At 59.9% G+C, this 21,622-nt stretch carries 18 protein-coding genes; 13 read left to right on the top strand and 5 right to left on the bottom strand.

What is annotated here, in order from left to right; translation table 11 throughout:
* Positions 1-4 precede the first annotated feature (4 nt).
* The 8 genes from MEB48_RS24475 to MEB48_RS24440 all read left to right on the top strand — a co-directional run bounded on the left by MEB48_RS24475 (position 5) and on the right by MEB48_RS24440 (position 9,619).
* Positions 5-727 (top strand): response regulator transcription factor, encoded by a 723-nt coding sequence (locus tag MEB48_RS24475; RefSeq protein WP_237886399.1) that lies wholly within the window; start codon positions 5-7, stop codon positions 725-727.
* The gene (locus MEB48_RS24470) at positions 714-2,144 is read left to right on the top strand and encodes a sensor histidine kinase (RefSeq protein WP_237886398.1); all 1,431 of its coding nucleotides are present in this window, start codon (positions 714-716) and stop codon (positions 2,142-2,144) included. Before MEB48_RS24475 ends, MEB48_RS24470 begins: the two co-directional genes overlap by 14 nt.
* A gap of 182 nt (positions 2,145-2,326) precedes the next feature.
* Positions 2,327-3,349, top strand: a complete 1,023-nt coding sequence (locus tag MEB48_RS24465) for a PDDEXK nuclease domain-containing protein (RefSeq protein ID WP_237886422.1) — start codon at positions 2,327-2,329, stop codon at positions 3,347-3,349.
* A 114-nt stretch (positions 3,350-3,463) separates the two neighbouring features.
* Positions 3,464-4,366, top strand: a complete 903-nt coding sequence (gene cysM, locus MEB48_RS24460) for a cysteine synthase CysM (RefSeq protein WP_237886397.1) — start codon at positions 3,464-3,466, stop codon at positions 4,364-4,366.
* Positions 4,366-5,718, top strand: coding sequence for a 23S rRNA (uracil(1939)-C(5))-methyltransferase RlmD (gene rlmD / locus MEB48_RS24455; protein ID WP_237886396.1), 1,353 nt, complete (start codon positions 4,366-4,368; stop codon positions 5,716-5,718). The genes cysM and rlmD overlap by 1 nt, the downstream gene beginning before the upstream one ends.
* A gap of 127 nt (positions 5,719-5,845) precedes the next feature.
* On the top strand, positions 5,846-8,089 hold the full coding sequence (gene relA, locus MEB48_RS24450) for a GTP diphosphokinase (protein WP_095051680.1): 2,244 nt from the start codon (positions 5,846-5,848) through the stop codon (positions 8,087-8,089).
* A gap of 125 nt (positions 8,090-8,214) precedes the next feature.
* Complete coding sequence (mazG, locus tag MEB48_RS24445) at positions 8,215-9,048, top strand: nucleoside triphosphate pyrophosphohydrolase (RefSeq protein ID WP_237886395.1); 834 nt, start codon at positions 8,215-8,217, stop codon at positions 9,046-9,048.
* 28 nt (positions 9,049-9,076) lie between these two features.
* Positions 9,077-9,619, top strand: a complete 543-nt coding sequence (locus MEB48_RS24440) for a DUF2058 domain-containing protein (protein WP_237886394.1) — start codon at positions 9,077-9,079, stop codon at positions 9,617-9,619.
* A gap of 330 nt (positions 9,620-9,949) precedes the next feature.
* Here the strand turns inward: MEB48_RS24440 and fabB are convergent, their stop codons facing one another.
* The 5 genes from fabB to MEB48_RS24415 all read right to left on the bottom strand — a co-directional run bounded on the left by fabB (position 9,950) and on the right by MEB48_RS24415 (position 16,900).
* On the bottom strand, positions 9,950-11,170 hold the full coding sequence (fabB, locus tag MEB48_RS24435; RefSeq protein ID WP_095051684.1) for a beta-ketoacyl-ACP synthase I: 1,221 nt from the start codon (positions 11,168-11,170) through the stop codon (positions 9,950-9,952).
* Positions 11,171-11,181: 11 nt separating this feature from the next.
* Positions 11,182-11,697, bottom strand: a complete 516-nt coding sequence (fabA, locus tag MEB48_RS24430; protein ID WP_003179264.1) for a 3-hydroxyacyl-[acyl-carrier-protein] dehydratase FabA — start codon at positions 11,695-11,697, stop codon at positions 11,182-11,184.
* 247 nt (positions 11,698-11,944) lie between these two features.
* Complete coding sequence (locus MEB48_RS24425) at positions 11,945-13,846, bottom strand: ATP-binding protein (protein ID WP_237886393.1); 1,902 nt, start codon at positions 13,844-13,846, stop codon at positions 11,945-11,947.
* Positions 13,843-14,775: an ABC transporter substrate-binding protein gene (locus tag MEB48_RS24420; protein WP_237886392.1), complete on the bottom strand. Its 933-nt coding sequence runs from the start codon at positions 14,773-14,775 to the stop codon at positions 13,843-13,845. The genes MEB48_RS24425 and MEB48_RS24420 overlap by 4 nt, the downstream gene beginning before the upstream one ends.
* Position 14,776: 1 nt before the next feature.
* Entirely contained in the window at positions 14,777-16,900 is a 2,124-nt protein-coding gene (locus tag MEB48_RS24415) for a TonB-dependent receptor plug domain-containing protein (RefSeq protein WP_237886391.1), read from the bottom strand.
* A 196-nt stretch (positions 16,901-17,096) separates the two neighbouring features.
* Between MEB48_RS24415 and MEB48_RS24410 the strand changes: the two genes are divergently transcribed.
* From MEB48_RS24410 to MEB48_RS24390, 5 genes are all read left to right on the top strand, one after another.
* Positions 17,097-18,122: an NAD(P)H-dependent glycerol-3-phosphate dehydrogenase gene (locus MEB48_RS24410; RefSeq protein WP_237886390.1), complete on the top strand. Its 1,026-nt coding sequence runs from the start codon at positions 17,097-17,099 to the stop codon at positions 18,120-18,122.
* A 30-nt stretch (positions 18,123-18,152) separates the two neighbouring features.
* On the top strand, positions 18,153-18,500 hold the full coding sequence (locus tag MEB48_RS24405) for a DUF4389 domain-containing protein (RefSeq protein ID WP_095051689.1): 348 nt from the start codon (positions 18,153-18,155) through the stop codon (positions 18,498-18,500).
* Complete coding sequence (sixA, locus tag MEB48_RS24400) at positions 18,497-18,949, top strand: phosphohistidine phosphatase SixA (RefSeq protein ID WP_237886389.1); 453 nt, start codon at positions 18,497-18,499, stop codon at positions 18,947-18,949. The genes MEB48_RS24405 and sixA overlap by 4 nt, the downstream gene beginning before the upstream one ends.
* A 364-nt stretch (positions 18,950-19,313) precedes the next feature.
* Positions 19,314-20,981 (top strand): AMP-binding protein, encoded by a 1,668-nt coding sequence (locus MEB48_RS24395; protein WP_237886388.1) that lies wholly within the window; start codon positions 19,314-19,316, stop codon positions 20,979-20,981.
* A 32-nt stretch (positions 20,982-21,013) separates the two neighbouring features.
* Positions 21,014-21,457 (top strand): hotdog fold thioesterase, encoded by a 444-nt coding sequence (locus tag MEB48_RS24390; RefSeq protein ID WP_237886387.1) that lies wholly within the window; start codon positions 21,014-21,016, stop codon positions 21,455-21,457.
* The last annotated feature ends 165 nt before the right edge of the window (positions 21,458-21,622 follow it).

Raw genomic sequence — 21,622 nt, 5'->3', positions numbered from 1 at the left:
ACTCATGACTCCCATCTCTGTTGGTCATCCCCGCATCCTCTCCATCGAAGACGATCTGGTGCTCGGTGCTTATGTCCATGAACATCTGGGGCGCTGCGGTTTTCAGGTGACCTGGTGCCAGAACGGTCAGGAAGGGTTGGCCATTGCGCGCCAGCAAGCCTTCGATGTGGTGTTGATGGATATTCTGCTGCCGGGGCTGGATGGCTTGGCGGTGCTGACCCAGCTGCGTCAGAGCCATTCCACGCCGGTGGTGCTGATGTCGGCGTTGGGCGCCGAGGCAGATCGCATCAGTGGCTTTCGCCTTGGCGCCGACGATTACCTGCCCAAACCGTTCAGCATGGCCGAGTTGCGGGTGCGCATCGAGGCGATCCTGCGGCGGGTAGCGCTCGACCGGCTGCCGGCACTGGCACCGCTTGCCCCTGCGATGGACAGCCTGCGTTTCGACGATAAGCTGTGCGAGGTGTTTTTTGGCGAGCACGCGGCCGGCCTGACCCGTAGTGAATATCGGTTGCTGGATACATTGAATCGCAACAGTGATGAAGTACTGAGCAAGGCGTTCCTTTATCAGCAGGTGTTGCAGCGCGGTTATGCGCCCCATGACCGCAGCCTCGACATGCACATCAGCCAGATCCGCCGCAAGCTCAAGGCCATCGACTACACCGAGCGCGAAGTGCGTACGGTCTGGGGCAAAGGGTATGTTTTGAGTGCGGCCGATGAAATGGTCTGACGTGCCGGGCAGGCATTCACTGTTCTGGAAACTGGCTTGCTTGTTGGTGGCGTTCTGTCTGCTGATGATCTGGTTGAGCTGGTCCTGGGGCCGCTACATGGAAAAGAAAAACCTGTTCCTGTCCGACGAGGCCCGGGGCACCCTGACGCGCTACGCCGCCGAGGCGGAGCGGGCGTGGAACGTACAGCAGAGAGCAGGCATTGATGCCTGGTTGCAGCGTGTCGGCCAGCGCGAGTCGACCTGGGTCGGCATCGTCGGCGGTGACTTGCAATCCCTGAGTAATCATCCGCTGACTAACCAGGAAATCCAGCGCCTGACCTTTTTGCGTGGTCTGGATTGGCCAGTGAGTCGGCGTCACCAGGGCCTGCCGTGGTTGAAAATCCCGTTTCCCAACGACCCGTCTGTCGGCAGTCTGGTAATCGAGTTGCCTCAGCGTTTCATGCCCGGACGTTACCGGGTGTTTTGGCGGGTGATCACCAATGGGGTTATTCCCGGGCTGTTCACCCTGCTGCTGTGCGTGGGGTTGTATCGATTGTTGGTCGTGCCATTGAACAGCCTGCGCGAACAGGCCAACGCCTGGCGCGCCGACCAACTGACTGTGCGTTTATCGAGTCGCACCACCAACCGCTCGGATGAATTGGGGGAACTGGGCAGAGCCTTCGATCACATGGCCGAACGCCTGCAAAGTACGGTGGCCCTGCAACAACAACTGCTGCGCGACCTGTCCCATGAATTGCGCACACCGCTGAGCCGGCTGCGGGTGGCCAGCGAAAGCGAGCAGGATTTGGGGCAACTGCGCGAACGTATTGGCCGGGAAGTCGACGGCATGCAGCGTCTGGTCGAAGACGCCCTGCAACTCGCCTGGCTCGACACCGAGCGCACACCATTGCCCGATGAAGCGATCCAGGTCCAGGCCTTGTGGGAAATGCTCACGGAAAATGCCTGCTATGAAAGTGGCTGGCCGGCGAGTCAGTTGCACTGCGCGGTGGATGCATCCTGCTGGGTGCGCGGCCATCTCAATACGCTGGCCCAGGCACTGGAAAACATTCTGCGCAATGCCATTCGTCATTCCCCCAAGGGCGGCATTGTGACGCTCGGTAGTCGGCGCGATGGCGACTTCTGGCACCTGTGGCTGGAAGACGAGGGCGGTGGGGTGGCTGACGAGGATCTTGAGCGGATCTTCTCGCCGTTCATCCGGCTCGATGGATCGCGGCCGGGGGATGGTGGATTCGGATTGGGGTTGAGCATCGCGAGGAATGCGGTGCAGCGGCAAGGTGGGCGTTTGTGGGCGGAGAATACCGGGGCAGGGTTGCGGCTGAATATGAGAATGCTGGCAGATGATGACGGTGTCAGTGATGACGCTATCGCGGGCAAGCCCGCTCCTACAATGGACGTGTGTCTGCCACAAATTGTGTGATCAACCTCGACTCCTGTGGGAGCGAGCCTGCTCGCGATGCGGCCCTCCCAGCCACCGCCGTTCAGCTTTTGCCGGAGCGTTCCCGTTTATTTGTACGACCTTTCCTAAAGGGTATTGCCGACACCTTATGCCTGATTCGAGGGAATAGACTCGCGTTTTTCCTCGTCCTCAAGGAGTTCGGCATGAATGCATCCAGCGTCCCCGACAACGCAACCGACGACCGTTTCAATGAAGTGCTTGCGTTGATTCAAAGTGCCAAACAGCAGGCCATGCAGGCGGTGAATACCCAGTTGATCGAGCTGTATTGGCAGGTGGGTGCTTACATCAGTCGCAAGCTGGAACAGGCTGAGTGGGGCGATTCTGTGGTCAGCCAACTGGCTGAGCATCTGGCCACGTCTCAACCTGGGTTGCGCGGTTTTACCCGGTCGAACTTGTTTCGCATGCGCCAGTTCTATGAGACTTATCACGCCGAAGAGAAAGTCGCACCACTGGTGCGACAATTGTCCTGGTCGCACAACCTGATCATTTTCAGCCAGAGTAAACGGCCGGAAGAGCGGGAATTCTACGTCCGTTTGGCAGTTCAGGAAAAATGGTCGAAGCGCGAACTAGAGCGTCAGTTCAAGACCGCACTGTTCGAACGAAGCGTGACCCAACCAGCAAAAATCTCAGCAGTGCTGAGACAAGCCCACCCGGCAGCGCTTGAGATATTTCGCGACGCCTACATGCTCGATTTTCTCGATCTGCCGAGTGGCCATGCCGAAACTGATCTGCATAAAGGGTTGATGGCGCGCCTCAAAGAATTCCTGAGCGAGCTCGGCCGCGATTTCTGCTTTGTCGGTTCCGAGTATCCGCTTCAAGTGGGTGGGTGTGATTTTGCCCTGGATCTGCTGTTCTTCCACCGTGGCCTAAATTGTCTTGTAGCCATTGAGCTTAAGGTCGGTCGTTTTAAACCGGAGTATTTGGGCAAATTGAACTTCTATTTGGAAGCGCTGGATCGCAAGGAGCGCAAACCCCACGAAAACCCGGCCATTGGTGTATTGCTGTGTGCCAGTAAGGATGATGAGGTGGTCGAATACGCCCTTAACCGCAGCCTGTCGCCCGCGTTGATTGCTGAGTATCAAGTCCAGCTACCGGACAAACAGCTATTGCAGGCCAAATTGCATGAGTTCTATGCATTGAATGTCGCGCAAGCAAGGGAATCCTGAACCCGTTCAGACTGCTTATTCCCATTAGCCATAAGCCCCTTACTTTGCGTGATATGGCCTGCGCACGTTTGCCGGTATGATAGGCGGCCCCGCAGTCTGGATTGCGAATACGCCATGACCATGCAGTACCCAACCATCGCCGATTGCGTCGGCAACACTCCGCTGGTCCGTTTGCAGCGCCTGCCCGGCGCCACCAGCAACACCCTTTTGCTCAAACTCGAAGGGAATAACCCGGCGGGTTCGGTCAAGGACCGTCCGGCGCTGTCGATGATCACCCGCGCCGAATTGCGCGGGCAGATCCACGCCGGCGATACGCTGATCGAAGCGACCTCGGGTAATACCGGGATCGCCCTGGCCATGGCCGCGGCGATCAAGGGTTACAAGATGATCCTGATCATGCCGGACAACTCCAGCGCCGAGCGTAAAGCCGCCATGACGGCCTATGGCGCCGAGCTGATTCTGGTCAGTCAGGAAGAAGGCATGGAAGGCGCTCGCGATCTCGCCCAGCGAATGGAGGCCGAAGGCCGCGGCAAGGTGCTGGATCAGTTCGCTAACGGTGACAACCCTGAAGCGCATTACACCACCACCGGTCCGGAAATCTGGCGTCAGACCGAAGGCACCATCACCCATTTTGTCAGCTCGATGGGCACCACCGGCACCATCATGGGTGTTTCGCGCTATCTGAAAGAGCAGAACGACAACGTGCAGATCATCGGGCTGCAACCGATGGAAGGTTCGGCGATTCCGGGCATCCGTCGCTGGCCGCAGGAATACCTGCCGAAGATCTACCAGGCCGAGCGCGTGGACCGGATCGTCGACATGGCGCAAAGCGAAGCCGAAGACGTGACCCGTCGTCTGGCGCGCGAAGAAGGCATCTTCTGCGGCGTGTCTTCGGGCGGTGCCGTGGCGGCGATGCTGCGTCTGTCCAAAGAAGTTGAAAATGCGGTAATCGTCGCGATCATCTGTGACCGTGGCGACCGTTACCTGTCGACCGGCATTTTCGACGCTCCCAACTGATGGCCAAGCAAGAGAGAGGCCTGCGCTTCCAGCCCACGGGCGGCAGCAAGGCCCCGCAAGTCCCGACCGGCAAAAAGCAGCGCTTGACCATCGAGCGCCTGGCCAATGACGGTCGCGGTATCGCGTTTTTCGAAGGCCGCACCTGGTTCGTCATCGGCGCATTGGCCGGTGAAGACGTCGAAGCGCGGGTCTTGGGCGCCCACGGCAAAGTGGTCGAGGCGCGCACCGAACGGGTGTTCCAGGCCAGTGAATTGCGCCGCCCGGCACCGTGCGCTCATGCCGGTCGCTGCGGTGGTTGCAGCGTGCAGCATTTGCCCCACAACGAACAGCTCGCCCTGAAACAGCGCATGCTCGCCGAGCAATTGTCGCGGGTTGCCGGTGTCGAACCTGATGAGTGGGCAGCGCCGTTGAGCGGTCCGGAATTCGGCTACCGTCGTCGCGCCCGCGTGGCGGTGCGTTGGGATATGAAAGCGAAAAAACTTGAAGTCGGCTTCCGCGCTGCCGGCAGTCAGGACATCGTCGCGATCAACGAATGCCCGGTGCTGGTACAGCCCTTGCAACCGATCATGAGCCGCTTGCCGGAGATGCTGCGACGCTTGAGCAAACCTCAGGCGCTGGGGCATGTGGAGTTGTTCAGTGGTTCGTCATTGGCGGTGTTATTGCGGCACATGGCGCCGTTGTCCGAAGCCGACCTGACCATCCTCAAGGAATTCTGCGCGTTCCATGACGCTCAATTGTGGCTGCATGGCGATGGCGAGCCGCAACCGGTCGAGGCCGATCAGTCGCTGGGTTATCGCCTTGAACAGTGGGACTTGAACCTGGCGTACCGGCCGGGAGATTTCATCCAGGTTAACGCCGGGGTCAACGAAGCAATGGTCGCCCAGGCGTTGGCGTGGTTGGCGCCGAAATCTGATGAGCGGGTTCTGGACCTGTTTTGTGGGTTGGGCAACTTTGCCATGCCGCTGGCCAAAACTGTTCGCGAAGTGGTGGCGGTGGAGGGCGTGCAGGCGATGGTCGAACGGGCCGCCGCGAATGCTGCCAGCAATAATTTGCATAATGCGAAGTTTTTTCAGGCCGATTTATCCCAGCCTTTGGCCGATGCCGAATGGGTCGGTGAAGGCTTTTGTGCGGTACTCTTGGACCCACCTCGCGATGGTGCTTTCGAGGTGGTGCGCAAGCTGGCGTCCCTGGGTGCCAAACGATTGGTGTATGTGTCGTGCAACCCTGCAACGCTGGCGCGCGACACGGTCGAATTGATCAAGCAGGGCTACCGGTTAAAACGTGCCGGGATTCTCGATATGTTTCCTCAGACGGCACATGTCGAGGCCATGGCGTTATTTGAAGCGAGCTAGGACGGCTCGTCTGGTCCGACTGATCCGCGCGTGCAAAACGCATTCGTCTTAGCCCGCGAATGCACACGGGCAGCGAAGGTCAGCGATTTGACGCATTGAATCTGCGTCGTAGGGAAGGTAAAGCAAGATGGTACAGGTGAGAGCACACCAGCCGATCAACACGGACGGCAGTATCAATCTCGAGGCTTGGCTCGATCATGCGGTCAGTGTCGATACGGCACTGGATCGCGAAGCCTTGAAGGAAGCCTGCGAGTTCGCTCGTGAGGCCGAACAACAAGCCAATGCGGCGAAGAATCTGTGGTCCGAAGGGACCTCGAGTTTCCGCACGGGCCTTGAGATCGCCGAGATTCTCGCCGACCTCAAACTCGACCAGGATTCGTTGGTCGCCGCCGTGCTGTACCGCGGCGTGCGTGAAGGCCAGATCCAATTGCCGGCGGTCAGCCAGCGTTTCGGTCCGGTGGTCGCCAAACTCATCGACGGCGTGTTGCGCATGGCGGCGATCAGCGCCAGCCTGAGCCCCCGTCAATCCCTGGTGCTGGGCACTCAGGGCCAGGTCGAAAACCTGCGCAAAATGCTGGTGGCCATGGTCGACGACGTGCGCGTCGCGCTGATCAAACTGGCCGAGCGCACTTGTGCCATCCGCGCGGTGAAAACCGCCGACAACGAGAAGCGCAACCGCGTCGCCCGTGAAGTCTTCGACATTTACGCGCCGCTTGCCCACCGCCTCGGTATCGGTCACATCAAGTGGGAGCTGGAGGATCTGTCCTTCCGTTACCTCGAGCCCGATCAGTACAAGCAGATCGCCAAGTTGCTCCACGAGCGACGGCTGGATCGCGAGCGCTTTATCGCCGACGTGATGACCCAACTCAAAGACGAGTTGCAGGCCACCGGTGTCGATGCCGACATCAGCGGCCGGGCCAAACACATCTATTCGATCTGGCGCAAGATGCAGCGCAAGGGCCTGGAGTTCAGCCAGATCTACGACGTGCGCGCGGTTCGCGTGCTGGTGCCGGAAATGCGCGACTGCTACACCGCGCTCGGCATCGTCCACACCCTGTGGCGGCATATCCCGAAAGAGTTCGACGACTACATCGCCAACCCGAAAGAGAACGGCTACCGCTCGCTGCACACCGCGGTCATCGGCCCTGAAGGCAAGGTGCTGGAAGTGCAGATCCGCACCCACGCCATGCACGAAGAAGCCGAGTTGGGGGTGTGCGCGCACTGGAAGTACAAAGGTACCGACGTCAAATCCGGTTCCAATCACTACGAAGAGAAAATCTCCTGGCTGCGTCAGGTGCTCGAGTGGCATGAAGAACTCGGTGATATTGGTGGCCTTGCCGAACAACTGCGGGTCGATATCGAGCCGGACCGGGTCTACATCTTTACCCCGGACGGTCACGCCATCGACTTGCCGAAGGGCGCGACACCGCTCGACTTCGCCTACCGCGTGCACACCGAAATCGGTCACAACTGCCGCGGCGCCAAGATCAACGGGCGGATCGTGCCGCTCAACTACAGCCTGCAAACCGGTGAACAGGTCGAGATCATCACCAGCAAGCACGGCACTCCGAGCCGCGACTGGCTGAACCCGAACCTGGGCTACATCACCACCTCGCGGGCGCGGGCGAAGATCGTTCACTGGTTCAAATTGCAGGCGCGCGATCAGAACGTCGCGGCCGGTAAAACCTTGCTCGAGCGCGAACTCAATCGCCTCGGCCTGCCGCAGGTGGACTTCGACAAGCTGGCCGAAAAGGCCAACATGAAGACCGCCGAGGACATGTTCGCCGCCTTGGGCGCAGGCGATTTGCGCCTGGCGCAACTGGTGAACCTGGCGCAGCAACTGGTCGAGCCGGAGCGCGGCAACGAACAGCTGGAACTGATCCCGCGCAAAGCCACAGGCTACAAGCCAGGCAAGCGCGGCGACATTCAGATCCAGGGCGTCGGCAACCTGATGACCCAGATGGCCGGCTGCTGCCAGCCGCTGCCGGGGGATGCGATCGTCGGTTACATCACCCAGGGCCGTGGCGTGAGCATTCACCGTCAGGATTGCGCCTCGGTGCTGCAACTGGCCGGGCGCGAGCCGGAGCGGATCATCCAGGTCAGTTGGGGCCCGGTGCCGGTGCTCACCTATCCGGTGGACATCATCATTCGCGCCTACGACCGTTCCGGTCTGCTGCGTGACGTGTCGCAGGTGCTGCTCAACGAGCGGATCAACGTGCTGGCGGTCAACACCCGTTCGAACAAAGAGGACAACACGGCGTTGATGTCCCTGACCATCGAGATTCCGGGGCTGGATGCATTGGGACGGTTGCTGGGGCGGATTTCCCAATTGCCGAACATCATCGAAACCCGCCGTAACCGCACGCCGTGAGAGACCTGCACGGAAATTGATGGTGAGATTTGTAGGAGCGAGGCTCGCCCGCGAAGGCGGCATACCTGACACACCGCCTTCGCGGGCAAGCCTCGCTCCTACAGGTATGTAGAGATTGCTAGAAGATGTATTCACTTGAAGATCTATTGCACCTGATGAACCGCCTGCGCGACCCGCAGTACGGCTGCCCGTGGGACATCAAGCAAACCTACGCGACCATCGTCCCGCATACCCTCGAGGAAGCCTACGAAGTCGCCGATGCCATCGAGCGCGGGGATTTCGATCACTTGCAGGGTGAGTTGGGCGACTTGTTGTTCCAAGTGGTTTATTACAGCCAACTGGCCCGGGAAGAAGGGCGATTCGAGTTCGATGGCGTGGTCGACAGCATCACGCGCAAACTGATCCGCCGTCATCCTCACGTGTTCCCCACCGGTGATCTGTATGCGCCACTGGATATCCCGCGTCTGAATGAAGAACAGGTCAAGCAACGCTGGGAAGAGATCAAGGCTGAAGAACGCGCCGAGAAGTCTTCGACGCCGGAGCAGTTGTCCTTGCTCGACGACGTGCCAGCCGCATTGCCGGCGTTGTCCCGTTCGGCAAAACTGCAGAAGCGCGCAGGGCAGGTCGGTTTCGACTGGCCGGACGCCTTGCCGGTGCTCGACAAGGTTCGCGAAGAGCTCGATGAAGTGCTCGAAGCCATGGCCGACAATGACTCGGCAGCGATTGCCGATGAAGTCGGCGATTTGCTGTTTTCCGTGGTCAATCTGGCGCGACACCTCAAGGTCGATCCGGAAACCGCACTGCGCGGCGCCAACTCAAAATTTGAAAGACGCTTCCGATTTATCGAACAGGCATTGCGCGACACCCACCGTCCCATAGAAGATTGCACCCTCGAAGAGTTGGACGCCTTGTGGGGCGAAGCCAAACGTCAGGAAAAGAATTTGCCCAGCTGCGGTTGAGCAGTTGCCTAAGTGAGAAATAAGCACCATGAGCATTTCCCTTCGCGACCAGTTGCTCAAAGCAGGGCTGGTCAACCAAAAGCAGGCCAAACAGGTCGGCAAAGAGAAGCAGAAGCAGCAACGTCTGGCCCACAAAGGTCAGATCGAACTCGATGACTCCCAGCAGCGCGCCGCTCAGGAAGCCATGGCCGAGAAGGTCAAGCGCGACCAGGAGCTGAACCGTCAGCAGCAGGAGAAGGCCGAAGCGAAGGCCCGCGCCGCCCAGGTCAAGCAATTGATTGAAGTCTCGCGCCTGCCCAAGCTGACCACCGAGGACTACTACAACTTCGTCGACGACAAGAAGGTCAAGCGCATCTCCGTCAACAGCCTGATGCGCAACAAACTCAGCAGCGGTTCGCTGGCGATCGTGCACCACGCCGGTGGTTACGAAGTGATCCCTCGTGAAGCGGCCCTGAAGATTCAGGAGCGCGATCCACAGCGCATCGTGCAATTGAATGTGCAGACAGAAGAAGTCAGCGCTGAAGACGATCCGTATGCGGCTTATCAGATTCCCGATGACCTGATGTGGTAAGCCTTTGTGGCGAGCGAGCTTGCTTCGGGCGGCGTTCCGACGTTGGGCTGCGTAGCGGCCCTGAAAATCTGGCAGCAATTGCCGATTTTTGTGAGTGCTACGCAGTCAAGCGGGAGCAAGCGCCCTCGCCACAGTTACTGATTAAAGGACAATGCGGTCATTATGCAGAACGTGGATTTGAACCTGATTACCTGTAGGAGCCAGGCTTGCCGGCGAAGGCATCCTTGAGTACGCCTTCGCCGGCAAGCCTGGCTCCTACAGAAAGCTGGCACCAAAAAAAACGCCCCGAACCAGTCGGGGCGTTTTTGTTTACGGCGAAGCGGCGGGGTATTACTTACCCTGCCAGCGCTTCAGTACCAGCGTGGCGTTGGTGCCACCGAAACCGAAGCTGTTGCTCATCACGGTGTTGATGGTGGCGTCTTCGCGAGTCTTGGTCAGGATTGGCATGTCTGCCACTTCCGGGTCCAGTTCCTCGATGTTGGCGGAACCCGCCATGAAGTTGCCTTCCATCATCAGCAGGCAGTAGATCGCTTCTTGAACGCCAGCGGCGCCCAGGGAGTGACCCGACAGGCTCTTGGTGGAGCTGATGGCCGGAGCCTTGTCGCCGAACACGGCACGCACGCCTTCCATTTCCTTGGAGTCGCCGACCGGAGTCGAGGTGCCGTGGGTGTTCAGGTAGTCGATCGGAGTGTCGACGGTGGACATGGCCATCTGCATGCAGCGGATGGCGCCTTCGCCGCTTGGAGCGACCATGTCGTAGCCGTCGGAGGTCGCGCCGTAGCCAACGATTTCCGCGTAGATCTTCGCGCCACGGGCCAGAGCGTGTTCCAGCTCTTCGACCACGACCATACCGCCACCGCCGGCGATGACGAAACCATCACGGTTTTTGTCATAGGCACGCGAGGCTTTTTCCGGGGTTTCGTTGTACTGGCTGGACAAGGCACCCATGGCATCGAACAGGAACGATTGGCTCCAATGCTCTTCTTCACCGCCACCGGCAAAGACGATGTCCTGCTTGCCCAACTGGATCTGCTCCACAGCGGTACCGATGCAGTGAGCACTGGTGGCGCAGGCGGAAGAGATCGAGTAGTTCACGCCTTTGATTTTGAACGGCGTGGCCAGGCAAGCGGAAACCGTGCTGCCCATGGTCCGCGTGACGCGGTATGGACCGACGCGCTTGACGCCTTTCTCGCGCAGGATATCCAGCGCTTCCATCTGGTTCAGCGTGGAGGCGCCACCGGAACCGGCGATCAGGCCAGTACGCGGGTTGGAGACTTGCTCTTCGGTCAGACCGGAATCTGCGATGGCATCTTTCATGGCCAGGTAGGCGTAAGCCGCCGCGTGGCCGACGAAGCGAAAGATCTTGCGATCGATCAGTTCTTCGAGGGGAAGGTCAATGGAGCCGGAAACCTGGCTACGCAGACCCATTTCGGCATATTCCGGGTTGAACCGGATGCCAGGGCGGCTTGCACGCAGGTTAGCGGAGACGGTCTCTTTGTCATTGCCCAAGCACGAAACGATGCCCAGACCAGTGATAACGACGCGGCGCATGCGGATAACCCTTAGAAGTTGTCAGTGGAGGTGAACACGCCGACCCGAAGGCCTTCGGCGGTATAGATTTCGCGGCCGTCGACGGTCACCGAACCATCGGCAATCGCCAGGTTCAGCTTGCCCTTCAGGACGCGTTTGATATGGATGTTATAGGTGACTTTCTTGGCGGTCGGCAGTACCTGGCCAAAGAATTTCACTTCGCCCGAACCCAAGGCGCGACCGCGGCCCGGCAGACCTTGCCAGCCGAGGAAGAAACCGACCAGTTGCCACATGGCATCGAGGCCCAGGCAGCCCGGCATCACCGGATCACCTTCGAAGTGGCAGGCGAAGAACCACAGATCTGGAGTGATATCCAGCTCGGCGACCAATTCACCTTTGCCGTACTTGCCACCCTCTTCGCTGATCAGGGTGATGCGATCGACCATCAGCATGTTCGGGGCGGGCAGTTGCGCGTTACCTGGGCCAAACAGCTCACCGCGACTGCAGCGCAGCAGGTCTTCCCGAGTAAAGGCGTTTTGTTTGGTCATGCGAGCTCCTCAATAGTCCATGCGGCAGGGTGGGGCGAATCTTCCCGGCCGATCGAAGCGTTCATGCCTCGAGTCAGCAGCCTACTCATAGACTATTGCGTTGTGGTGAAAGTCACAGCGCCAAGGACATGAATGTACACTTGTGCACTGAAATTATTATTCAAGCCCCTTTTCGGGCCTGTTCGGGTGCCTAAGACTGCCGCACTTTCGTCGTTCACGCCAGTCGCAGATAGCCGAAAGGCCTGTTCTACTGCACCCATCGCTGCAGAATTTGCTGCAGATCAGTGCGTTTGAAGGGCTTGGCCAGGTAATCATTCATTCCCGCCGATAAACAGGCTTCGCGGTCGCCCTGCAAGGCATTGGCTGTCAGCGCAATGATCGGCACGTCAGCGCAGCCGGGTAGTTGGCGAATCTGTCGGGTGGCTTCGTAACCGTCGATGACCGGCAGTCGGCAGTCCATCAGAATCGCTTCGAAAATCAGGCTTTCGGCACTGCGCACCGCTTGAGCACCATCGGTCGCGACGCTGACAGTAAAGCCCAGGCTGCGCAACATTGCTTCGACGACGGTGCGATTGACCGGATTATCCTCGACCAGCAGCACATTGCGACCTTCGCCGTGGTCATTGCCGGTATGTCCTCGAGGGGGCAGCACCGGCAGTGGCTGCTTGTACAGAGCCAAAGGGATTTCCAGGGTGAACACCGAGCCAACGCCTTCTTCGCTCTGAGCACGCAAGGTGCCGCCCATCCGCTCAGCCAGCGTGCGGGCAATCGGCAACCCCAGTCCGGTGCCGCCGTAACGTCTTGAAATAGAACTGTCGGCCTGCTGGAACGCGTTGAACATCAATTCCAGGCTTTCGGCCGGGATGCCGATCCCGCTGTCGCGCACGGTGCAGGTGAACCACAGCAGTTCGTGATCCAGGGATTGCCACTGCGGTTCGATGGTGACGCGGCCCCGTTCCGTGAACTTCAGTGCATTGCCGACCAGATTGACCAGAATCTGCCGGATTCGCGTCGGATCGCCCTGAACCTGAAGGGTGCGCATGTCCTCGGGGATCCGCAATTGCATATCTAGCCCGCGTTGCACCGCGCTGTGCTGGAACGACTGGGCGCAACTGCCGATCAAGTCGGCGAGGTTGAACGCAATGTGCTCCAGCTCCAGTTCCGAACGCTCGATGCGTGAGAAGTCGAGAATGTCATTGATCACTTTGAGCAGGTGTTCGGTGGATTCCGAAGCCAGCGCCGCGTACTCGATCTGCTCCTCGGTCATCTCGGTGGTTTCCAGCAGTTGCAGCATGCCCAGCACGCCATTCATCGGCGTGCGCAATTCATGGCTCATCATCGCCAGGAACTCGGATTTGGCGTTGTTGGCCTTTTCCGCTTCCTCGCGGGTCTGGATCAATTGCGCCATGGCCTGATGCTGTTCGCGACTGGCTTGCTCAAGGCCTTGGGCAAGGTTGTTGATGTGCTGCGACAGGGCGCCCAGTTCGGTGTCGTCGACAATCGGCAGGGGTGTTTTGTAGTCGCCTTGCTGGATCGCCTTGACCGCATTGCCGATGTCGTGGATCGGTTGCGACAGGCTGCCGGCCAGACGCCGAGCCAGCAAAAAAGTAAATAACAGTGCGAACAACGCCAGGATCCCGGCCTTGAAGAGGATTTCCTGCTGGCGCTGGTTAAAGGCGTCATTGGACAGGCCGACGATCACCCGTCCCAGATAATCCTCGCCCGGCGCACTGGCGACGGTGCGACTGTTCTGGAAAAAGTCATTGTTGAGCGCGATGCGTTGCAGGCGCACCGGAGCCTGGAACACTTCGACCTGATGCGAGCGGTTGTGGGCTTCCGACGGTTGCTCGACATACACCAGAATCCGGTTGGTGCTGTCCTGCACTTCCAGAAAGCGCACATTGGGCGTGGCTAGCGTCGCCTTGAGCAAGCTTTCGAGCACCTCGTTGTTGCCCGAGATCACCCCGTATTCGGTGGCCGGCGCCAATTGGTTGGCGATCAGCTGACCGGTGTGATTGAGTTCCTGGCGCAGGTCCTGGATTCGCACGAAGGTGAAAAAACTGATCAGCAGCAACGTCAGCAACAGGGCCGGGCCGAGGCTGATGATCTGGGTGCGGGTATTGATGTCCCAACCGCGACGGAAGGTCATGGGCGGCGTTCTCCTTCGGCCAGCTGTGCTGCGACAGAGGTTTCATTCATCAGTTCAATACTTAATGAACGAGCCACTTGCGGGTTGCTCAAGACCTTGAAGTGTTGCGGATAAAGTGCGCGCGGCCAGGTGTTCGAGGGGCGGTCGAGCAGCTCGTCGAGAATCTTCAGCCAATCGTTCTGGTCGCTGTAAGTGCTGGCCAGGCTACCGGCCCTGACGAAAGCTGCGTTGGGACCGATCAGCGCCAGTTGCCGCGCGTAGCTGCTGAGCAGCAGGTTTTTCACGGTTTTCGGGTTGTACAGATCAGAGTCGTCCAGGCCCAACAGCACATCACTGTTCTTCAGCAGGGCCTGCAAAGGGCGGCTATCGTTGGTGTCCTCCCAACGCTCGGTGATCACTTCAAAGCCCAGGGGCAGGGCGGTCTGACGCAGTTCCTTCAACAAGAATTCGCTGTGGCTGTCGAAAAGTACGCCGATCCGCCGAGCTTCAGGCAGGAGCAGTCGGATCAGGCGCAACTGTCGGTCCAGCGGCGGATCACTCCAGAGCAGGCTGAGATGCGGGGGCAGGGCATTGCCCAAGCGTTGACGGGCTTGCAGGCGACTGATGCGCAGCACCAGCGTCGCCGGGCCTTGGGCGTCTTGCAGGCGCCAGTCGAGGCTGGGCAAGTCCAGTAAAATCAGACGGATGCCAACGGGCAATTGGCCTGGCGCCGGCAGGCTGGCAAGAGGCTGGAAGCGTACGCTGTCGGTGGGGCGCAACTCGCTGAGGGCCTGAACGAAAGACTGCACGCCGGGACTCTCCTCGGTACCGGTCAGCAGAATGTCGGCGGCCCGTGCTGGCAGATTGCACAGCAGCCCGGTAAACACCAGGCACAACCCGGCCAGCAGGCGGCCAAGGGTTGGCGTCTTCCGTGACGGGCGATACTGCATCTTAGAACTCCAGCTCCGCGCTGAAGTAGAGCACCCGGCGATCGTCGTAGTTATTGTCGACGAAGGTGGTGGGCTGATTGTCGAGGCGTTGCTGGAGGACTCCAGCCAGCTCCAGATTGGCTTTGCCCAAACCAATGCGTTTGGCGATGCGCGTGTCGACCCGTTCGAAGCGGTACCCGTTGAGGGCGTCGGCACCATAGTAGAAGAGCGCGCTGTTCCAGCCGTGGCCCCAACTGCGTAGCCAACCGGCGGAACCGCTGTTGCGCGCAGTCTGTTGTGCATCCAGTGGGTTGCTCGCGTCGGCATCGACGTAGGCATAGGTCAGGCGCAAACGATCGGCGCTGCTGACGCGCCAATCCAGCTGGGTTTCAGTCCCGCTGAAGCGAGAGCTGTTCGAGTTGCTGGCGATGTACTGGTTGTTACGCAGCGGTTCGCTGATCATGCCGCTGATTTCGTCGTAGAACAGCTTCACGTCGACCGCCAGTCCCCACTCGGCGAAGTAGCCGTTGTAGCCCAATTCCCGGGAGCGCATGCGTTCCTGTTCGAGGTCGCCCGGGCCACGGGTCTTGACGAAATAGCGAGCGCTGGTCTGGCCGTAGGCACTGGGTCGCAGGTTGGTTACCTGGTAGCTCCAGTTGACGTTGTTTTCGAACATGTCCGGCGAGCGGATGGCCTCCGAATACACCGCGCGCAAGCCGTGCCGCGGATTGATCAGGTAATTGACCGCCACCCGCGGGGTTAGCGAGTTGCCGGTCAATCGGGTGTCTTCGAACATCGCCCCGCCTTGCAGCAACCAGTGTTCGGTGGCGCGCCACTCGAGTTGGCCGAATGCCCGCCAAGTGGTGTCGTCGAGCGTGCCGTTGAAGTAGGTCTCGGAATCTGCCCGGTCGTAACGATAGTTCAGGCCGCTGACCAGCCGCAGACTGTCGGACAGGCTGAGCGTGTCTTGCAGTTCGAGGTCGTAGCGCGATTCCCGGGCGCTCTGGTCAATGTCGCCGCAGAGGGTTTGTCGGGCGCCGTTTTGCCATTGGTCCAGCACCTGATTGCCCAAAGCCTGTTCGGCCGGTGTGCCTGCCGGTGCACCGAGGCCGGTAAAGCGCACCATGTTGCGCGCCAGACGTTCGGTGTAATTCGGATTGAGTTGCCAGAGCTCGGTCAGCTCCGGGCTGAACGAGACCTCGGCGTCGCAGGCGCGCCATGTCTGCTGGCGATCCCAGTGTTGCGCCGAGCCCTGAATATAAAGGCTGTGGTCGGGATTGATGTCCAGGTTCCAGCGTAGCGAGCCGGCATAGTCCTTGGCGATGACGTCGGAATTGTCCCCGGCGTCGGTAATCCCTGAGAACACCGGACGGTAGGTATAGGGCCGCTGGTTGCTCCCGTCCTTGGCATTCATTTGCCAATCGATGCTCTGGTTTTCATTGAGCGTCTGGCTGACGGCGAGGCTGAAGCGATTCAAGCGACGGCTGTCGTGGTAATCGGCACCGGTACGGTCCGAGTCGAAGCCGTCGTCTTGTTGGCCGGACAGCGACAGGCGCAAGTCGCCGCTGTCCCAGCCCATGCCCTGGCTGGCGTAGAAATCATTGATGCCGCGCTGGCCACGGGTGACTTTCAGTCGCGTGCCGTGGCTGTCGGCCGGTTTGCGAGTGATGATGTTGACCACCGCCATCAGCGCGTTGGCGCCGTAACTGACGGTGTTGGGGCCACGGAAAACCTCGATGCGCTCGATGTCTTCCATGGCCACCGGAATATCACTCCAGTCCACCGTGGCCAGGCCTGCGCGGTACACCGAGCGGCCATCGATCAACACTTGCAGGCGCCGCGCTTCACTGGCGTTGGTGCCGTGGTAGTTCACCACCGCCTGATTGCCGCTGATATTACCGACCATCATCCCCGGCACCAGCCGCAGCAACTCGCTGATGTCCCGCGCCCCGCTGGCATTGATCAATTCGCTGTCGATCACCGTCATGCTTCCCGGCACAGCCGCAGGCGACTGCTTCAGGCGCGTCGCCGTCAGCACTTGCGGCAACGGATCGTTGTCGAGGAACAAGTCGTCGGCCAGCAGCGGCGAGCTGAAGATCAGCGTCAGTACCAGCGGCGAGCGAGGGCAGGGAAAGCCAAAAGACACGGCACGGCCTTGATAGCGATTAGTTGGCGCGCATGTTAACCGAGCGCAACGACTTTTCCAGTCACGATGAACGCATTTTCCTCGGTTTTCTTGGTCTTCTTTCTACAAGTGTCGGTAATTGATGCTGGGGCTGGCCGCCACCGGGCCGCTCCGTATAATGCCGACATCGCCACTGGTATGGATTAACGGATTGCATATGACTGAACAGCGCCCAATTGCGGTCCTGGGAGGCGGAAGTTTTGGTACCGCCGTGGCTAATCTGTTGGCCGAGAATGGGCATCAGGTCCGGCTGTGGATGCGTGACCCCGAGCAGGCCGAGGCCATTCGGGTCGATCGCGAGAACCCGCGTTACCTCAAAGGCATCAAGATTCTTGCGGCGGTGGAGGCGGTCACAGACCTGCAAACCACCCTGGAGGCCTGCGACCTGTGCTTCGTCGCGTTGCCGTCCAGCGCGCTGCGCTCGGTGCTGGCACCCTACGCCCAACTGTTGAGCGGCAAGTTGCTGGTGAGCCTGACCAAAGGCATCGAAGCCCACACGTTCAAGCTGATGAGCCAGATCCTTGAAGACATCGCCCCGCAAGCGCGCATCGGTGTGCTGTCCGGGCCGAACCTGGCCCGTGAAATCGCCGAACACGCGCTGACCGCCACGGTGGTCGCCAGCGAAGACGAAGATCTTTGCCAGCAGGTCCAGGCCGCGCTGCACGGCCGGACTTTTCGCGTATATGCCAGCGCCGACCGCTTTGGCGTGGAGCTGGGCGGGGCACTGAAAAACGTCTATGCAATCATCGCCGGCATGGCGGTGGCATTGGGCATGGGTGAAAACACCAAGAGCATGCTGATCACCCGGGCACTGGCGGAAATGACCCGCTTCGCGGTGAATCAAGGTGCCAACCCGATGACGTTCCTGGGGCTGGCGGGGGTGGGCGATTTGATCGTCACCTGCTCGTCGCCGAAAAGCCGCAACTATCAGGTCGGGTTTGCCCTCGGCCAGGGCTTGAGCCTGGAGGACGCGGTGACGCGCCTGGGCGAAGTGGCCGAAGGGGTGAACACCCTCAAGGTGCTCAAGGCCAAGGCTCAGGAAGTGGGTGTGTATATGCCGCTGGTCGCCGGATTACATGCCATTCTGTTCGAAGGGCGCACGCTTGAGCAGGTGATCGCGCTGCTGATGCGCGGCGAGCCGAAAACCGACGTCGACTTTATTTCCACCAGCGATTTCAACTGAACCCTCTACTCAATAGGAACGGAGTGAGACATGAACGATCAGAAAGTAGAAGCCAAGTACGAATCCATCCTGCTGCGGGTGCTGTGGATGATTGTCTATGTGCTGGTCTGGCAAGTGGCGCAATTGATCCTCGGTGCGGTGGTGTTGGTGCAGCTGATTTATCGTTTGATTTATGGCGCACCGAGCGCCAGCCTGATGAATTTCGGCGACAGCCTGAGCCAGTTTCTGGCGCAGATCGGTCGTTTCGGCAGCTTTCACAGCGACCAGAAGCCTTGGCCGTTCGCCGACTGGCCGACGCCGCGTACACCGGAAGGTGAAGCCCCGCACGTTGTGGCGCCAGCACCGCATCCGGCCCGAGATGAGGAACCGAAATTATGAAACTCTGGGTATTGCGTCATGGTGAAGCCGAGCCTCACGGTACTCGCCCGGACTCTGAGCGGGCATTGACCGACAAGGGGCGTGAAGAGGTGTTGCGCACCGCGGCCGAACTGATCGGTCAGCCGCTCACCGCCATTTACTCCAGTCCTCTCCTGCGAGCACAGGAGACGGCTTTGCTGGTGCGTGAGGCGCTGGGTTTCGAGCCAGAGATCCGCACCGTCGACTGGCTGACACCGGATACCGATCCGGACAAGGTGGCGGAGCAGCTTGTATCGGTGAGTGATGTCCTGCTGGTCAGTCACAATCCGCTGGTGGGCAACCTGCTGAGCTATCTGCAGCACGGCGCCGGACATCCACCGGAAAGAGTCAGCACCGCCGGCCTGGCGGAGCTGGAGAACGATGAACTGCTGATCGGGTCGATGAGGCTTAACGGCATCAAGCAGCCGTAATCGGCTTCTGCTCTGGCCTTTGCTCTGGCTGTGGCCTTTGCTTCTGCTTTTGTAGGAGCGAGGCTTGCCCTAATGCCAGTCAGTTAAGCGAATGAACCGCTCTTCGTAGGAGCCAGGCTTGCCGGCGAAAGCGCACTTAAGGACGCCTTCGCCGGCAAGCCTGGCTCCTACAGGTCCGATTTGCGCTTATCTGACTGGCATTAAGGCTTGCCCGCGAAGCTTTTAGCGTTTTCGAAGGCTCCTTCGCGGGCAAGCCTCGCTCCTACAAGGGCGATGGCGTTCCGTTTTTTGTGTGAAATAGTCAACCAAGCACTTGCTTGGTTGACTACGCTTGCTCCAGACCAAAAATAAAGGAGCAAGTCGCATGCCTGCTGCTTCCCGTTTGCCATTGGACGCTTTCTACGAGCGCGAAGCCCGTCATCCCCGCCAGCGCTTTCTGGTCCAGCCGACAGGAGGCGGTCAGGTCGAGACGCTGACCTGGGCCGACGTCGGCCATCAGGTGCGCTGTGCCGCCCACTGGCTGCGGGCTCGCGAATTGCCACAAGGCAGCCACATCGCGCTGATCTCGAAAAACTGCGCCCACTGGATCATCGCCGACCTGGCGATCTGGATGGCCGGGCATGTCTCGGTGCCGCTGTACCCCAATCTGACCGCCGATTCCGTGGCCCAGGTGCTCGATCACTCCGAAGCCGCGCTGGTGTTCATTGGCAAGCTGGATGACTGGCCGGGCATGTCCGCCGGGGTCAAACCCAACCTGCCGACCATCAGCTTGCCGCTGTGTCCGGCCGGCACCTTCGATTTCAGCTGGGCCGATCTGCAACGCAGCTCGCCGATTCAGGACGACCCCAAACCCGCCGCCGATCAGCTGGCGACCATCATTTACACCTCCGGCACCACGGGCCAGCCCAAAGGCGTGATGCACAGCTTCGGCAACCTGGGATTTGCCACCACCCGCGGCACGCAATTATTCGGCCTGAATGAGTCGGATCGCCTGCTGTCCTACTTGCCGCTGTGCCACGTCGCCGAACGGATGTTTGTCGAGTTGGCGTCGATCTACACCGGGCAGACCGTATTCTTCGCCGAGAGCCTCGATACCTTCCTTACCGATTTGCAGCGTGCCCGGCCGACCGCGCTGTTTGGCGTGCCGCGGATATGGACCAAATTCCAGATGGGCGTCTACAGCAAGATCCCGGCAAAACGCCTCGACTTCCTGCTCGGCTTGCCCTTCATCGGCAAACGGGTAGGGCACAAAGTCCTTGCCGGGTTGGGGCTGGATGCCTTGCGCATCGCTTTGTCCGGTGCTGCGCCCGTGCCGCAGACCTTGCTGCTCTGGTACCGAAAGCTGGGGCTGGATGTGCTGGAGGTGTACGGCATGACGGAAAGTTGCGGTTATTCTCACATCGGCCAGCCAGGTCAGAACAAACCTGGCTGGATCGGCCAGCCATGCCCGGAAGTCGAAGTGCGTATCGAACCGACTGGTGAAGTACTGGTGCGCAGCGGTGCGACGATGCTCGGCTATTTCAAGGAACCCGGGAAAACCGCCGAAACCATCACCGAGGATGGCTTCTTGCGTACCGGTGACAAGGGCGAGGAAGACGCCGAAGGCAACCTGCGCCTGACCGGGCGTCTGAAGGAAATCTTCAAAACCAGCAAAGGCAAATACGTTGCCCCGGCACCGATCGAGAATCGTCTGGCAGTACATTCGCGGATCGAACAAGTGTGCGTGGTCGGCGATGGGCTGAGCGCACCACTGGGGTTGTGCGTGCTGTCGGCGGTCGGTCAGCAGGACGCGATTGGATCGGCCCGGGCGGGTTTGCACTCAAGTCTGGAAAGACTGCTGGAGGAGGTCAACGGCGTTCTCGACAGGCATGAGCGCTTGCGTCGGCTGGTGGTGGTCAAGGACAGTTGGGCAGTGGAAAACGGCTTCCTGACACCGACCCTGAAGATCAAGCGCAACATGATCGAAGCGGCTTACGGCGCGCGATTCGAAGAATGGAGCGAGCGCAGCGAGGCGGTGCTGTGGCAGGATTGAGCCACGAACAACACCAACAAAGGAACTCAACGATGAGTCTGTGGCGCACCGCTCCCAACGTCGAACAGTTGACCGCTATGCAGAAAAACACCATCGGCGAAGTGCTGGATATTCGCTTCGAAGCCTTCGATGACGAGTCCCTGACCGCGAGCATGGTCATCGACCATCGCACGCATCAGCCCTATGGTTTGCTGCACGGTGGCGCCTCGGTGGTGCTGGCCGAAACCGTTGGCTCGACGGCCAGTTTCCTGTGCATCGACGCCAGCAAGTTTTATTGCGTGGGCCTGGAAATCAACGCCAACCATTTGCGCGGCCTGCGCAGTGGACGCGTGACGGCGGTGGCCAAGGCGATTCACATCGGGCGTACGACGCATGTCTGGGATATACGTTTGAGCAGTGATGAGGGCAAGGCCAGTTGCGTGTCGCGGCTGACCATGGCGGTGGTGCCATTGGGTGAGAACCCGCCGGCGCGTTGATTCCTGATCGAGCCAAAGATTCATGGCCGGCGAATTTTTGTGGCGAGGGAGCTTGCTCCCGCTGGGTCGCGAAGCGGCCCCAACCGGATTGCACCGCTCTCTGGTTACACCGCATTCACCAATTTTGCGGCTGCTGCGCAGCCGAACGTCGGAACGCCGCCCGGA

The organism is Pseudomonas sp. PGPR40, assembly GCF_022014505.1.
GTDB lineage: Bacteria > Pseudomonadota > Gammaproteobacteria > Pseudomonadales > Pseudomonadaceae > Aquipseudomonas.
The sequence above is the reverse complement of the archived record's forward strand: the minus strand, read 5'-3'. Positions and strand labels throughout refer to the sequence as shown.

Bases quoted from the DNA above. Each gene is read 5' to 3' on its own strand.
- MEB48_RS24475 (WP_237886399.1), top strand. From the start codon at position 5: ATGACTCCCATCTCTGTTGGTCATCCCCGCATCCTCTCCATCGAAGAC.
- MEB48_RS24470 (WP_237886398.1), top strand. From the start codon at position 714: ATGAAATGGTCTGACGTGCCGGGCAGGCATTCACTGTTCTGGAAACTG.
- MEB48_RS24465 (WP_237886422.1), top strand. From the start codon at position 2,327: ATGAATGCATCCAGCGTCCCCGACAACGCAACCGACGACCGTTTCAAT.
- cysM (WP_237886397.1), top strand. From the start codon at position 3,464: ATGACCATGCAGTACCCAACCATCGCCGATTGCGTCGGCAACACTCCG.
- rlmD (WP_237886396.1), top strand. From the start codon at position 4,366: ATGGCCAAGCAAGAGAGAGGCCTGCGCTTCCAGCCCACGGGCGGCAGC.
- relA (WP_095051680.1), top strand. From the start codon at position 5,846: ATGGTACAGGTGAGAGCACACCAGCCGATCAACACGGACGGCAGTATC.
- mazG (WP_237886395.1), top strand. From the start codon at position 8,215: ATGTATTCACTTGAAGATCTATTGCACCTGATGAACCGCCTGCGCGAC.
- MEB48_RS24440 (WP_237886394.1), top strand. From the start codon at position 9,077: ATGAGCATTTCCCTTCGCGACCAGTTGCTCAAAGCAGGGCTGGTCAAC.
- fabB (WP_095051684.1), bottom strand. From the start codon at position 11,170: ATGCGCCGCGTCGTTATCACTGGTCTGGGCATCGTTTCGTGCTTGGGC.
- fabA (WP_003179264.1), bottom strand. From the start codon at position 11,697: ATGACCAAACAAAACGCCTTTACTCGGGAAGACCTGCTGCGCTGCAGT.
- MEB48_RS24425 (WP_237886393.1), bottom strand. From the start codon at position 13,846: ATGACCTTCCGTCGCGGTTGGGACATCAATACCCGCACCCAGATCATC.
- MEB48_RS24420 (WP_237886392.1), bottom strand. From the start codon at position 14,775: ATGCAGTATCGCCCGTCACGGAAGACGCCAACCCTTGGCCGCCTGCTG.
- MEB48_RS24410 (WP_237886390.1), top strand. From the start codon at position 17,097: ATGACTGAACAGCGCCCAATTGCGGTCCTGGGAGGCGGAAGTTTTGGT.
- MEB48_RS24405 (WP_095051689.1), top strand. From the start codon at position 18,153: ATGAACGATCAGAAAGTAGAAGCCAAGTACGAATCCATCCTGCTGCGG.
- sixA (WP_237886389.1), top strand. From the start codon at position 18,497: ATGAAACTCTGGGTATTGCGTCATGGTGAAGCCGAGCCTCACGGTACT.
- MEB48_RS24395 (WP_237886388.1), top strand. From the start codon at position 19,314: ATGCCTGCTGCTTCCCGTTTGCCATTGGACGCTTTCTACGAGCGCGAA.
- MEB48_RS24390 (WP_237886387.1), top strand. From the start codon at position 21,014: ATGAGTCTGTGGCGCACCGCTCCCAACGTCGAACAGTTGACCGCTATG.